At 68.4% G+C, this 12,932-nt stretch carries 12 protein-coding genes; 10 read left to right on the top strand and 2 right to left on the bottom strand.

The window, feature by feature from the left end; all coding sequences use genetic code 11:
• Positions 1-8 precede the first annotated feature (8 nt).
• A complete protein-coding gene (locus U5798_RS09665) occupies positions 9-932 on the bottom strand; it encodes a carbon-nitrogen hydrolase family protein (RefSeq protein ID WP_322081907.1) in 924 nt (307 codons plus the stop codon).
• 80 nt (positions 933-1,012) lie between these two features.
• On the opposite strand from U5798_RS09665, the gene U5798_RS09660 reads away from it, so the two are divergent.
• The 4 genes from U5798_RS09660 to U5798_RS09645 all read left to right on the top strand — a co-directional run bounded on the left by U5798_RS09660 (position 1,013) and on the right by U5798_RS09645 (position 5,601).
• Positions 1,013-1,933 (top strand): LysR family transcriptional regulator, encoded by a 921-nt coding sequence (locus tag U5798_RS09660; RefSeq protein ID WP_322081906.1) that lies wholly within the window; start codon positions 1,013-1,015, stop codon positions 1,931-1,933.
• A 248-nt stretch (positions 1,934-2,181) separates the two neighbouring features.
• On the top strand, positions 2,182-2,691 hold the full coding sequence (locus U5798_RS09655) for an NUDIX hydrolase (RefSeq protein ID WP_322081905.1): 510 nt from the start codon (positions 2,182-2,184) through the stop codon (positions 2,689-2,691).
• Positions 2,688-3,863, top strand: a complete 1,176-nt coding sequence (mnmA, locus tag U5798_RS09650) for a tRNA 2-thiouridine(34) synthase MnmA (RefSeq protein WP_124449458.1) — start codon at positions 2,688-2,690, stop codon at positions 3,861-3,863. Before U5798_RS09655 ends, mnmA begins: the two co-directional genes overlap by 4 nt.
• Before the next feature lie 118 nt (positions 3,864-3,981).
• The gene (locus U5798_RS09645; protein ID WP_124449460.1) at positions 3,982-5,601 is read left to right on the top strand and encodes an FMN-binding glutamate synthase family protein; all 1,620 of its coding nucleotides are present in this window, start codon (positions 3,982-3,984) and stop codon (positions 5,599-5,601) included.
• Positions 5,602-5,705: 104 nt separating this feature from the next.
• Here U5798_RS09645 and U5798_RS09640 read toward each other — a convergent pair whose 3' ends face one another.
• The gene (locus U5798_RS09640) at positions 5,706-6,320 is read right to left on the bottom strand and encodes a glutathione S-transferase family protein (RefSeq protein ID WP_124449462.1); all 615 of its coding nucleotides are present in this window, start codon (positions 6,318-6,320) and stop codon (positions 5,706-5,708) included.
• 182 nt (positions 6,321-6,502) lie between these two features.
• Between U5798_RS09640 and U5798_RS09635 the strand changes: the two genes are divergently transcribed.
• The 6 genes from U5798_RS09635 (at position 6,503) to ruvC (ending at position 12,861) form a co-directional block, all read left to right on the top strand.
• Positions 6,503-7,888: an aminopeptidase P N-terminal domain-containing protein gene (locus U5798_RS09635; RefSeq protein ID WP_124449463.1), complete on the top strand. Its 1,386-nt coding sequence runs from the start codon at positions 6,503-6,505 to the stop codon at positions 7,886-7,888.
• A gap of 37 nt (positions 7,889-7,925) precedes the next feature.
• On the top strand, positions 7,926-9,113 hold the full coding sequence (locus U5798_RS09630; RefSeq protein WP_322081904.1) for a UbiH/UbiF/VisC/COQ6 family ubiquinone biosynthesis hydroxylase: 1,188 nt from the start codon (positions 7,926-7,928) through the stop codon (positions 9,111-9,113).
• Between the two features lie 137 nt (positions 9,114-9,250).
• Positions 9,251-10,318: a tRNA dihydrouridine synthase DusB gene (gene dusB, locus U5798_RS09625; protein ID WP_322081903.1), complete on the top strand. Its 1,068-nt coding sequence runs from the start codon at positions 9,251-9,253 to the stop codon at positions 10,316-10,318.
• Positions 10,315-10,548, top strand: a complete 234-nt coding sequence (locus tag U5798_RS09620) for a Fis family transcriptional regulator (RefSeq protein ID WP_006476892.1) — start codon at positions 10,315-10,317, stop codon at positions 10,546-10,548. The genes dusB and U5798_RS09620 overlap by 4 nt, the downstream gene beginning before the upstream one ends.
• A gap of 44 nt (positions 10,549-10,592) precedes the next feature.
• Positions 10,593-12,158 (top strand): bifunctional phosphoribosylaminoimidazolecarboxamide formyltransferase/IMP cyclohydrolase, encoded by a 1,566-nt coding sequence (gene purH / locus U5798_RS09615; protein ID WP_322081902.1) that lies wholly within the window; start codon positions 10,593-10,595, stop codon positions 12,156-12,158.
• Between the two features lie 160 nt (positions 12,159-12,318).
• Entirely contained in the window at positions 12,319-12,861 is a 543-nt protein-coding gene (gene ruvC, locus U5798_RS09610; protein WP_322081901.1) for a crossover junction endodeoxyribonuclease RuvC, read from the top strand.
• Positions 12,862-12,932: the final 71 nt, after the last annotated feature.

Below are 12,932 nucleotides of genomic sequence, written 5' to 3'. Positions count from 1 at the left end.
TTCCTCCATTACCCGCCGAACACCACCGACCGCTTCGGCCGCTCGTCGACGTGCAGCGAAAACACGTCGCCCCGCGCGTAGTGGCCGACGACGTCGAAGTCGTAGCGCGCCCGCACCAGTTCGTCGGTATCGATGCGCGCGGTCACGAGCCCGGCCTCGCCGACCAGCGGCTCGGTCAGCAGGTCGCCGAGCGGCCCGACGATCACGCTGCCGCCGCGGATCAGCGGCCGCTCGGGGTCCCAGCCCGGCACGTCGATGCCGAGCGCACGCGGCGACGGCTGCACCTGGCACGCGCTCACGACGAAACAACGCCCTTCATGCGCGATGTGCCGCATCGAGCTCTGCCACAGGTCACGCTCGTCGACGGTCGGCGCGCACCAGATCTGCACGCCTTTCGCGTACATCGCGCAGCGCAGCAGCGGCATGTGGTTCTCCCAGCAGATCGCGGCGCCCGCGCGGCCGGCGGCCGTTTCGACGACGGGGAGCGTCGAGCCGTCGCCCTGCCCCCAGATCAGCCGCTCGGTGCCGGTCGGCATCAGCTTGCGGTGCTTCGCGACGAGCCCGTCGCGCGGATCGAAGAACAGCGCCGTGCAGTACAGCGTGCTGCCGCCGCGCTCGATCACGCCGACCACGAGGCTCGCGCCCGTGCGCTGCGACAGCGCGGCCAGCTCGTCGGTCTCGGGCCCCGGCACGTCGATCGCCTGCGCGGCGTAGCGCGCATACGCGTCGCGGCCCTCGGGCAGCCGGTAGCCGAGCCGCGTGCCGAAGATCTCGCCTTTCGGATAGCCGCCGAGCACGGCCTCGGGCAGCACGACGAGCGACGCGCCGCTGTCGCGGATCGCGGTTTCGTAACCGAGGATCGTGTCGAGCGTGGCCCGCGTGCCGGCGGGCGATGCGCCGATCTGCAATGCGGCAATGACTGACGTGGACATGGTGGCAACTCCGGTGAATGGGATGCCGCCATCTTTATCGATAAGATGTCATCGATCAAATCGATAGAAAGATATGTGTCATGAATGTGGATGATATCGCCGGTCTCGACCTGAACCTGCTGAAGGTGTTCGAGGCGCTGTACGAGGAAGGCGGTGCGAGCCGCGCGGCGCTGCGCCTCGACCTCACGCAGTCGGCCGTCAGCGCGGCGCTCGGGCGGCTGCGCGCGATCTACGCCGATCCGCTGTTCGTGCGCACCGGCCGCGGGCTCGCGCCGACGCCGCGCGCGGACGAACTGAAGCCGATCCTGTCCGACGCGCTCGACCGCTGCCGCGAAAGCCTCGCGATCGCGGTTGATAGCGGCGACCGTGTCGGCCGCACGATCTCGGTCGGGCTGTCCGACGACTTCGAGATCGCGCTCGGCCGCGCGCTGATCGATGCGGTCGCGCGGGAAGCCGCAGGCATCCGGCTGATCTTCCGGCAGACCCACAGCGGCATCGCCGGCGACGCGCTGCTGCGGCACGGCGTCGATCTCGCGATCGCGTCGGGCGGGTTCTCGGCGAGCGGGTTGAGCCGGCGTGCGGTCGCGACGGGCGGCTACGCGTGCCTGATCGATCCGGCCGCCCGCGAGCGGCCGCCGCACACGCTGACGCTCGCCGATTTCCTGCGGCGCGACCACCTGCTCGTGTCGTCGGGCGGCGTGATCGGGATCGTCGACGAGGCGCTGGCCGCGCTCGGCCACAAGCGGCGCGTCGCGGCGTCGACCACGCATTTCGCCGCGCTGCCGTACCTGCTCGCCGGCTCCGACGCGATCGCGACGATTCCCGCGCATGCAGCGCACGCGATCGCCCGATCGACGCCGCTGCGCGCGCTCGCGTGCCCGGTCGACCTGCCGCGCTACCCGGTGGAAATCGGCTGGCGCACGAGCACGCAGCGCGACCCGGCGATCGTGCGCGTCCGCGACACGATCGCCGCCTGCGTCGCGCGCCTCGTCGAGCCATGAACGCAGACGCGGCGGCGTTGCCGGCTACGCCGGCGGCGCGTGCCGTGTACGCACCACCCCGCGCTGGCGCCGTTTTTCACCCCGAGGCGACGGCTGCGGCGCCCCGCTCCGCGCGATCGATCGTGCGTGGATGCCGCACCAGCCCAGCCTGCGTCGCAGCGCGCCGGCGAGACGCAACGCTTACGGGGTCGGATACATCCAGCGTGACGGCCGGCAGCGTTCAGGCGCAACCGGTAAAATGCCGAACCATGAAACCCGAAATCTGGACCCCGCATGTCACGGTCGCCGCGCTCGTCGAGCACGCCGGCCGCTTTCTCGTGATCGAGGAAGAAACCTCGACGGGCCTGCGCATCAACCAGCCGGCCGGCCATCTCGAGGCCGGCGAAACGCTGGCCGACGCCGTGATCCGCGAAACGCTCGAGGAAACCGCGCACCCGTTCACGCCCGACGCACTCGTCGGCGTCTACCTGGCGCATTACGACCGTCCCGGCACCGCCGGCGCGACCTACCTGCGCTTCACGTTCTGCGGCAAGGCCGGCGAACCGGTCGCGGGCCACGTGCTCGACGAAGGCATCGTCCGCACGCTGTGGATGACGGCCGACGAACTGCGCGCGTGCAGCGAGCGGCATCGCTCGCCCGCGGTGATGCGCTGCGTCGACGACTATCTCGCCGGGCGGCGCATTCCGCTCGATTTCGTGCATACGCATTCGGTCGCGCCGCGCCCCGAAGCATTCGAACGTCAGGCGGTCAACAAATGAGCAAGCGCCGTGTGGTAGTGGGCATGTCGGGCGGCGTCGATTCGTCGGTGACCGCGTGGCTGTTGAAGGAACAGGGCTACGACGTGGTCGGCCTGTTCATGAAGAACTGGGAAGACGACGACGACGGCGAATACTGCTCGACGCGCCAGGACTGGATCGACGTCGTGTCGGTGGCCGACCTGATCGGCATCGACGTGGAAGCCGTGAACTTCGCCGCCGAATACAAGGACCGCGTGTTCGCCGAGTTCCTGCGCGAATACTCGGCCGGCCGCACGCCGAACCCGGACGTGCTGTGCAACGCGGAGATCAAGTTCAAGGCGTTCCTCGACCACGCGATGTCGCTCGACGCGGAAATGATCGCGACCGGCCACTATGCGCGCGTGCGCGAGCGCGACGGACGCTTCGAACTGCTGAAGGCCTTCGATCATACGAAAGACCAGTCGTACTTCCTGCACCGGCTGAACCAGGCGCAATTGTCGAAGACGATGTTCCCGCTCGGCGAGATCCCGAAGACGAAGGTGCGCGAGATCGCCGCGCAGATCGGGCTGCCGAACGCGAAGAAGAAGGATTCGACCGGCATCTGCTTCATCGGCGAACGGCCGTTCCGCGACTTCCTGAACCGCTACCTGCCGACGAAGCCCGGCCCGATGAAGACGCCCGACGGCAAGGTGGTCGGCGAGCACATCGGCCTCGCGTTCTACACGTTCGGCCAGCGCAAGGGCATCGGCCTCGGCGGCAGCAAGAGCGGCAGCGGCGAACCGTGGTTCGTCGCCGCGAAGGACATCGCGTCGAACACGCTGTACGTCGTGCAGGGCCACGATCATCCGTGGCTGCTGTCGCGCGAGCTCGTCGCCGGCAACGTGAGCTGGGTCGCCGGCGAGCCGCCGGCCGACGGTTTCGCGTGCGGCGCGAAGACGCGCTACCGGCAGGCCGATGCGGCATGCGCATTCGGCCGGGCCGCGATCGGCACCGCGGCACCGGGCGCGGCAGGCGAAGCGCGCTTCTCGCTCGCATTCGACGACGCGCAGTGGGCTGTCACGCCCGGCCAGTCGGCCGTGCTGTACGACGGCGAGATCTGTCTCGGCGGCGGCATCATCGAATCCGCAGCCACCGGCCAGCCCGGTCGGGCCGCGGCGGCCGGCCACGCGCCGGCGCTCGCCGACGCACGCTGACACATATTCGGTTTAGACTTGCGGCACGCTGCGCCCGGCGGAACATGATTCCGCTGCGGCCGGCGCGCCGCCGCGCAGCGTACGCATGGCGGCATTTCAAGATTCTTACGGAGTCCCCATGCTTTCAAGACGCTACCTCGCGATGTGGTGCGCTGTCCTGCTGCTCGTCGCTGCGGCCGCGCTCGCGTCGGCCCACGTCCTTTCCTGGCTGTGGATCCTCATCCCCGTCGCCCTCGTCGCGCTCGGCGTGTACGACCTGAACCAGGACCGTCACGCGATCCTGCGCAATTACCCGCTCTGGGGCCACTTCCGCTTCCTGTTCGAATTCATCCGACCTGAAATCCGCCAGTATTTCGTCGAGGACGACACCGACGAGAAGCCGTTCTCACGTGCGCAGCGCAGCCTCGTGTACCAGCGCGCGAAGAACGTCGCCGACAACCGGCCGTACGGCACCGAGCTGAACGTGAAGGCCGTCGCGCACGAATGGATCAGCCACTCGCTTGCGCCGACGAAGCTGCCGAACCACGATTTCCGTATCCGCGTCGGCGCGAATCGCGCGCAACCGTACGACATCTCGATCTTCAACATCTCGGCGATGAGCTTCGGCTCGCTGTCCGCGAACGCGATCCGCTCGCTGAACCTCGGTGCGAAGAAAGGCGGGTTCGCACACGACACCGGCGAAGGCTCGTTGTCGAAGTACCACCGCGAGAACGGCGGCGACATCATCTGGGAAATCGCGTCCGGCTACTTCGGCTGCCGCAACGACGACGGCACCTTCAACCCCGACAAGTTCGCGAAGCAGGCCGCCGATCCGCAGGTCAAGATGATCGAGGTGAAGCTGTCGCAGGGCGCGAAGCCCGGCCACGGCGGCGTGCTGCCGGCCGCGAAGATCACGCCGGAAATCGCCGAGACGCGCGGCGTGCCGATGGGCAAGGACTGCATCTCGCCCGCGACGCATTCGGAGTTCTCGACGCCGCGCGGGCTGCTCGAATTCGTCGACCGGCTGCGCACGCTGTCGGGCGGCAAGCCGACCGGCTTCAAGCTGTGCATCGGCCATCCGTGGGAATTCTTCGGCATTGCGAAGGCGATGATCGAGACCGGCATCGTGCCCGACTTCATCGTCGTCGACGGCGCGGAAGGCGGCACCGGCGCGGCGCCGCTCGAATTCACCGACCACGTCGGCGTGCCGCTGCAGGAAGGGCTGCTGCTCGTGCACAACACGCTCGTCGGGATCGGCGTGCGCGACCGCGTGAAGATCGGTGCGAGCGGCAAGATCATCACGGCGTTCGACATCGCCCGCACGCTCGCGATCGGCGCGGACTGGGTGAACTCGGCGCGCGGCTTCATGTTCGCGGTCGGCTGCATCCAGGCGCAGCATTGCCACACCGACCGCTGCCCGACCGGCGTCGCGACGCAGGACCCGGTGCGCCAGCGCGCGCTCGTCGTGCCCGACAAGGCCGAGCGCGTGTACAACTTCCACCGCAATACGCTGCATGCGCTGCAGGAACTCGTGCAGGCAGCCGGCCTCGGGCATCCGTCCGAGCTGCGCGCGCATCACATCGTGCAGCGGGTTGCGCCGCACGAGGTGCGGCTGATGTCGCAGCTGCTGAAGTACCTGAAGCCCGGCGCGCTGCTCGACGGCCGGACGTGCGGCTTCTCGCTGTACGACAAGTGGTGGCCCATCGCGCGCAGCGATTCGTTCACGCTCGGCGAAGCCGTGTACGCGTCGATCGAGTGACGCGCGGCCGCCCGCTCCGGCGGCGGCCTGTTCGGCAAAAAGAAAAGCGCCCCGCGGGGCGCTTTTCTTTTGTCTGCCGAATGCGTGAATTCGAACGCCGCGGCTCAGGTCTGCGGCAGCGTATCGGCGAACGATTGCCGCTGCTGCAGCTTCACGAAATGCTTGTCGAGGTTCGGGTGGCGATCGCGCCAGTTGAGCTCGGGCATCCGGAAATCGAGATAGCCGAGCGCGCAGCCGAGTGCGATGTCGGCGAGCGTGTAATGATTACCGACGCACCACGTCTTGCCGCCAAGGCCCTGCGACATCGCGACGAGCGCGTCGTCGATCTTGCGCTGCTGGCGCGCGATCCAGCTCGCGCTGCGCTGCGCTTCTTCCCGCAGCGTGTGTTCGAGACGGATCGCGACGGCTGCGTCGAGGACGCCGTCGCCCAGCGCTTCCCAGCAACGGACCTCGACGCGCTCGCGGCCCGATGGCGGAATCAGTTTGCCGACCGGCGACAGCGTATCGACGTATTCGCAGATCACGCGGGAATCGAACACCGCGGCACCATCCTCCATCACGAGGCACGGGACCTTGCCGAGCGGATTCGAAGCATGAATATCCGTCTCCGGCGCCCACACGTCCTCGAGCTCCAGCTTGTAGTCGATCTTCTTTTCAGCAAGCACGATCCGCGCCTTGCGGACGTACGGGCTGCCGAGCGAACCGATTAATTTCATCATCTGCCTTTTTTGGGGAACCGCCGAGAGTATACGTTGTCGCCGATCATAACCGGCCAGCATCGCGTGACAGAAAATCGCCCGTCCGGCCTGTGGATGGTTTGCAACAACCGCCGCGCGGGCCTTCCGGCGCGGCTTGCCGCCCCTCTTTCACGCACGGCGTCGCGCGGCGCTACAATCGCACGATGAATGCGCCTATCGATACCGCCATCGCCGTCGACGTCTACCGCCAGCGCCGTGAACGCGTGCTTGCCGCACTGCGTGCCGCGGGCGGCGGCGTCGCCATCGTTCCCACCGCGCCGGAACTGCTGCGCAACCGCGATACGGCCTACCCGTACCGGTTCGACAGCTACTTCCACTACTTGACGGGCTTCACCGAGCCGGACGCCGTGCTCGTGCTGAACGCGGCCGCGCCGCACGGCGCGCCGGAGTCGATCCTGTTCTGCCGCGGCAAGAATGTCGACCGCGAGATCTGGGAGGGCTTTCACTACGGACCCGACGCCGCGCGCGACGCGTTCGGTTTCGACGCGGCATTCGCAGTCGACGTGATCGACACCGAGATGCCGCGCCTGCTCGCCGACGCGGGCACCGTGCACTACCGGTTCGGGGCATCGGCCGATTTCGACCGCCAGCTCGCGGGCTGGATCGACGCGGTGCGCGCGCTGGCACGCACGGGCGTCGCCGCGCCGGACGCACTGCTCGATCTCACGCCGCTGCTCGACGACATGCGGCTCGTGAAGGACGAACACGAACTCGCGATCATGATGCGCGCCGCGCACATCTCCGCGCTCGCGCACCGCCGCGCGATGCAGGTGTGCCGCCCCGGCATCCGCGAATACGAACTCGAGGCCGAGCTGCTGTACCTGTTCCGCAAGCACGGCGCGCAATCGCCGGCGTACGGCTCGATCGTCGCGGCCGGCGCGAATGCGTGCGTGCTGCACTACCCGGCCGGCAACGCGGCCGCGCGGGACGGCGACCTGATCCTGATCGACGCCGCGTGCGAACTCGACGGCTATGCGTCGGACATCACGCGCACGTTCCCGGCCAACGGGCGCTTCTCGCCCGCGCAGCGCACGCTGTACGACATCGTGCTCGCCGCGCAGCAGGCGGCGATCGATGCGACGCGCGCGGGCGTGCCGTTCGAGGCGCCGCACGATGCGGCCGTGCGCGTGCTCGCGCAGGGGCTGCTCGACACCGGCATCATCCCGAAGGCGCGCTTCTCGTCGGTCGACGACGTGATCGCCGAGCGCGCGTACACGCGCTTCTACATGCACCGCACGGGCCACTGGCTCGGGATGGACGTGCACGACTGCGGCGACTACCGCGAGCGGCTCGCCGAACGCGACGGCAACGGCGCGCTGCCATGGCGCACGCTGAAGCCCGGCATGACGCTCACGGTCGAGCCCGGCCTGTACGTGCGTGCGGCCGACGACGTGCCGCCCGAGTACTGGAACATCGGCATCCGCATCGAGGACGACGCGATCGTGCGCGAGCACGGCTGCGAACTGATCACGCGCGGCGTGCCGGTCGACGCCGACGAGATCGAAGCGCTGATGCGCGCGGGCGCATGACCGGCCGCCGACCGTTACCACCGTTTCACGAATCAAGATGACGACCGCTTCCTCCCCGGCCACGCCGGACTACGACCTCGCCATCGTCGGCGCGGGCCCCGTCGGGCTCGCGCTCGCCGGCTGGCTCGCACGGCGCAGCGCGACGCAGCACGCATCGATCGCGCTGATCGATGCGCGCGAACCGGCCGCGAGCGCGAACGACCCGCGCGCGATCGCGGTGTCGCACGGCAGCCGCGTGCTGCTCGACACGCTGGCGTGGCCCGCCGACGCGACACCGATCGAACATATCCATGTATCGCAGCGCGGCCATTTCGGCCGCACGCTGATCGACCGCGACGAACACGACCTCGCCGCGCTCGGCTATGTCGTGCGCTACGGCTCGATCGTGCAGGCGCTCGCGGGCGCCGTGCGGAACACGCGCGTCGACTGGCTCACGTCGACCACCGCGCGCGCGCCGCAGCACGACACGGACGGCGTCACGCTGACGCTCGACGGCCCGCAGGGCGAACGCACGCTGCGCGCGCGGATCGTCATCAATGCCGAAGGCGGGTTGTTCCACGAACAGCAGGCCGATACGGCCAAGCATCGCCGCGACTACGGGCAGACCGCGCTCGTCGGCACGGTCACGGTATCGGCGCCGCGCCCGAACGTCGCGTGGGAACGCTTCACGCATGAAGGCCCGCTCGCGTTGCTGCCGCTCGGCGGTCCGCGCCAGGCCGACTACTCGCTCGTCTGGTGCTGCACGCCCGACGAAGCGGCACGGCGTGCCGCACTGCCCGACGACGCGTTCCTGCGCGAGCTCGGCAGCGCGTTCGGCGCACGCATGGGCGACTTCGTCGCCATTGCCGGCCGCGCGTCTTTCCCGCTCGGCCTGAATGCCGCGCAAACCCTGGTCAACGGCCGCGTCGCGATCGTCGGCAATGCCGCGCAAACCCTGCACCCCGTCGCGGGCCAGGGGCTCAACCTCGGGCTGCGCGATGCGCATACGCTCGTCGACACGCTGTCCGCGCAAGGCTTCGAAGCAACCGCGCTCGCTACCTTCAACGCGCGCCGCGCGCTCGACCGGCGCTTCACGATCGGCGCGACCGACACGCTGGCGCGGCTGTTTACGATCGATTCGGGCCCGCTTCCGCTGCTGCGCGGCGCGGCGCTCACCGCGCTCGAATTCGTCCCGCCGCTCAAGAAGGCAATCGCGCGCCAGATGATGTTCGGCCAGCGCAACTGACGCGCGGGCGCGCCGCGTGATGCGCGCGCGCAGGCCAGGCAAACCGGGTCAAATCGGCGGGGCATGGGAATACGGTAAAATGCGCGTTTCCGTCTTCCCTTCCCCTGCCCGCGCCGGTCGCGGGCGGCGCCATTGCGATGCCCGTTATCGGCCCTCACGTATTGCGTAACAACCTGTTCGTCGCCCCGATGGCCGGCGTGACGGATCGTCCGTTCCGCCAGCTCTGCAAGCGGCTGGGCGCCGGTTACGCCGTGTCCGAGATGGTCGCGTCCAACGCGCAGCTGTGGAAAAGCGCGAAGACGATGCGGCGCGCGAACCACGAAGGCGAAGTCGAGCCGATCGCGGTGCAGATCGCCGGCGCCGATCCGGCGATGATGGCCGAAGCGGCCCGCTACAACGTTGACAACGGCGCGCAGATCATCGACATCAACATGGGCTGCCCGGCGAAAAAGGTCTGCAACGTCGCGGCCGGCTCCGCGCTGCTGCAGAACGAGCCGCTCGTGCAGCGGATCGTCGAGGCCGTCGTCGCGGCAGTCGGCACGGGGCCCGATGCGGTGCCCGTCACGCTGAAGATCCGCACCGGCTGGGACCGCGAACACAAGAACGCGATCACGGTCGCGCGCCTGGCCGAAGCCGCCGGCATCTCGATGCTCACCGTGCACGGCCGCACGCGCGCCGACCTGTACCGCGGCGATGCCGAGTACGACACCATCGCGGCCGTGAAGGCGGCCGTACGGATTCCGGTCGTTGCGAACGGCGACATCACGTCGCCCGCGAAAGCGAAGGCCGTGCTCGATGCAACCGGTGCCGACGCGCTGATGATCGGTCGTGCCGCGCAAGGCCGGCCGTGGCTGTTCCGCGAAATCGATCATTTCCTGCAAACCGGCGAGCTGCTGCCCCCGCCGCTGATCGACGAGATCCAGCACGTGATGAACGAACACCTGGAAGACCACTACGCTTTCTATGGTGAATTCACGGGTGTCCGTACTGCGCGCAAGCACATCGGCTGGTACACTCGCGGCCTTTCCGGTGCCAACGGGTTCCGGCACAGGATGAACACGCTCGATTCCTCCCGCGAGCAGCTCGCCGCCGTCAATGCCTTCTTCGAGGCGCAAAAGGCGGTGTCGGACCACCTCGTCTACGTCGATGACGAAGAGGAAAACGGCCAGCGCGAGTCGGACGACCATAACCAGTTAGCAGCATGAGCAAGCACAACATCGAACAATGTGTCCGCGAGAGCCTGGACGTGTATTTCCGGGATCTAGACGGCTCCAATCCGCACGACGTCTATGAAATGGTGATGTCCTGCGTCGAAAAGCCGATGCTCGAGGTCGTGCTCGTACAGGCAGGCGGCAACCAGTCGCTCGCCGCGGAGTACCTCGGCATCAATCGCAATACGCTGCGCAAGAAGCTGCAGCAGCACGGCCTGCTGTAGGCAGCCGTCCCGTCCCCGTTTCCCTGGCTATTGGTGGTTCCATCATGATCAAGCAAGCGCTCATTTCCGTTTCCGACAAGACCGGCATCGTCGACTTCGCGAAGTCGCTGTCCGACCTCGGCGTCAAGCTGCTGTCGACGGGCGGCACCGCGAAACTCCTCGCCGACGCCGGCCTGCCCGTTACCGAAGTGGCCGATTACACGGGCTTCCCGGAAATGCTCGATGGGCGCGTGAAGACGCTCCACCCGAAGGTGCACGGCGGCATCCTCGCCCGCCGCGACCTGCCCGAGCACATGCAGGCGCTGGAGCAGCACGGCATCCCGACGATCGACCTGCTCGTCGTGAACCTGTACCCGTTCGTCGCGACGATCGCGAAGGACGACTGCACGCTCGCCGACGCGATCGAGAACATCGACATCGGCGGCCCGACGATGCTGCGCTCGGCCGCGAAGAACCACCGCGACGTGACGGTCGTCGTCGATCCGGCCGACTACGCGGTCGTGCTCGATGAAATGAAGGCGAACGGCAATACGGTCGGCTATCCGACCAACTTCCGCCTCGCGACGAAGGTGTTCGCGCACACCGCGCAATACGACGGCGCGATCACGAACTACCTGACGAGCCTGACCGACGAGCTGAAGCACGCGTCGCGCAGCGCGTACCCGGCCACGCTGAACCTGGCGTTCGACAAGGTGCAGGACCTGCGCTACGGCGAGAACCCGCACCAGGGCGCCGCGTTCTACCGCGACCTCGCGACGCCGGCCGGCGCGCTAGCGAACTACCGCCAGCTGCAGGGCAAGGAACTGTCGTACAACAACATCGCGGATTCGGACGCGGCGTGGGAATGCGTGAAGACGTTCGACGCGCCGGCCTGCGTGATCATCAAGCATGCGAACCCGTGCGGCGTCGCAGTCGGCAACGACTCGGCCGACGCGTACGCGAAGGCGTTCCAGACGGATCCGACTTCCGCCTTCGGCGGCATCATCGCGTTCAACCGCGAAGTCGACGAAGCGGCCGCGCAGGCTGTCGCGAAGCAGTTCGTCGAAGTGCTGATCGCCCCGTCGTTCTCCGACGCCGCGAAGCAGGTGTTCGCCGCGAAGCAGAACGTGCGCCTGCTCGAAATCGCGCTGGGCGACGGCCATAACGCATTCGACCTGAAGCGCGTGGGCGGCGGCCTGCTCGTGCAGTCGCTCGATTCGCGCAACGTGCAGCCGAGCGAACTGCGCGTCGTCACGAAGCGCCAGCCGACCGCGAAGGAAATGGACGACCTGCTGTTCGCATGGCGCGTCGCGAAGTACGTGAAGTCGAACGCGATCGTGTTCTGCGGCAACGGCATGACGCTCGGCGTCGGCGCCGGCCAGATGAGCCGCGTCGATTCCGCGCGCATCGCCAGCATCAAGGCACAGAACGCGGGCCTCACGCTGGCCGGTTCGGCGGTCGCGTCGGACGCGTTCTTCCCGTTCCGCGACGGCCTCGACGTCGTCGTGGCGGCCGGCGCGACCTGCGTGATCCAGCCGGGCGGCTCGATGCGCGACGACGAAGTGATCGCGGCCGCCGACGAGCACGGCATCGCGATGGTCCTGACGGGCGTGCGCCACTTCCGTCACTGATCGGATGCAGCCCGCGCGGCTGCAGCATGAAAGCCCGGCGACGGTGCACGAGCTGCACCCGCCGGGTTTTTCATTGCGCAGCGCCTTTGCACGCAACCGTGCGGCCGGCGCGTCGCGCCAATCGTTGTAGTATCGCTGCATCAGGCAATTCTCCTCACTCATGCGAATTCTCGGCATCGACCCCGGCCTGCGCGTCACCGGCTTCGGCGTCATCGACGTCAGCGGCCACCGGCTCGCCTATGTCACGAGCGGCGTGATCCGCACACCGACGGCCGACCTGGCCACCCGGCTCGGCACGATCTTCCAGGGCGTCTCGACGATCGTGCGCGAACATGCGCCCGACCAGGCCGCGATCGAACAGGTGTTCGTCAACGTGAACCCGCAGTCGACGCTGCTGCTCGGCCAGGCGCGCGGCGCCGCGATTTGCGGCCTCGTCGCGGGCGGCCTGCCGGTTGCCGAATACACGGCGCTGCAACTGAAGCAGGCGGTGGTCGGCTACGGCCGCGCGACCAAGACGCAGATGCAGGAAATGGTCACGCGCCTGCTCTGCCTTTCCGGCCAGCCGGGCTCGGACGCGGCCGACGCGCTCGGGATGGCGATCTGCCATGCACACAGCGGCAATACGCTCGGCACGATCAGCGGCCTCGCGCCGGCGCTCGCGAAGAAAGGGCTGCGCGTGCGGCGCGGGCGGCTCGTCGGCTGACGCCCGCGTGCGCGGTCGCCCGGCCCGCCGGGCCGGCCGCCGCGACCGTTTGCACCGTGCGCGGCGCAACC

Source organism: Burkholderia sp. BCC1972, from assembly GCF_905339605.1.
Classification (GTDB): Bacteria; Pseudomonadota; Gammaproteobacteria; order Burkholderiales; family Burkholderiaceae; genus Burkholderia.
This window is presented reverse-complemented; position numbering and strand designations above follow the sequence as displayed.

Coding starts and splice junctions, on each gene's coding strand:
- U5798_RS09665 (WP_322081907.1), bottom strand. CDS start 932: ATGTCCACGTCAGTCATTGCCGCATTGCAGATCGGCGCATCGCCCGCC.
- U5798_RS09660 (WP_322081906.1), top strand. CDS start 1,013: ATGAATGTGGATGATATCGCCGGTCTCGACCTGAACCTGCTGAAGGTG.
- U5798_RS09655 (WP_322081905.1), top strand. CDS start 2,182: ATGAAACCCGAAATCTGGACCCCGCATGTCACGGTCGCCGCGCTCGTC.
- mnmA (WP_124449458.1), top strand. CDS start 2,688: ATGAGCAAGCGCCGTGTGGTAGTGGGCATGTCGGGCGGCGTCGATTCG.
- U5798_RS09645 (WP_124449460.1), top strand. CDS start 3,982: ATGCTTTCAAGACGCTACCTCGCGATGTGGTGCGCTGTCCTGCTGCTC.
- U5798_RS09640 (WP_124449462.1), bottom strand. CDS start 6,320: ATGATGAAATTAATCGGTTCGCTCGGCAGCCCGTACGTCCGCAAGGCG.
- U5798_RS09635 (WP_124449463.1), top strand. CDS start 6,503: ATGAATGCGCCTATCGATACCGCCATCGCCGTCGACGTCTACCGCCAG.
- U5798_RS09630 (WP_322081904.1), top strand. CDS start 7,926: ATGACGACCGCTTCCTCCCCGGCCACGCCGGACTACGACCTCGCCATC.
- dusB (WP_322081903.1), top strand. CDS start 9,251: ATGCCCGTTATCGGCCCTCACGTATTGCGTAACAACCTGTTCGTCGCC.
- U5798_RS09620 (WP_006476892.1), top strand. CDS start 10,315: ATGAGCAAGCACAACATCGAACAATGTGTCCGCGAGAGCCTGGACGTG.
- purH (WP_322081902.1), top strand. CDS start 10,593: ATGATCAAGCAAGCGCTCATTTCCGTTTCCGACAAGACCGGCATCGTC.
- ruvC (WP_322081901.1), top strand. CDS start 12,319: ATGCGAATTCTCGGCATCGACCCCGGCCTGCGCGTCACCGGCTTCGGC.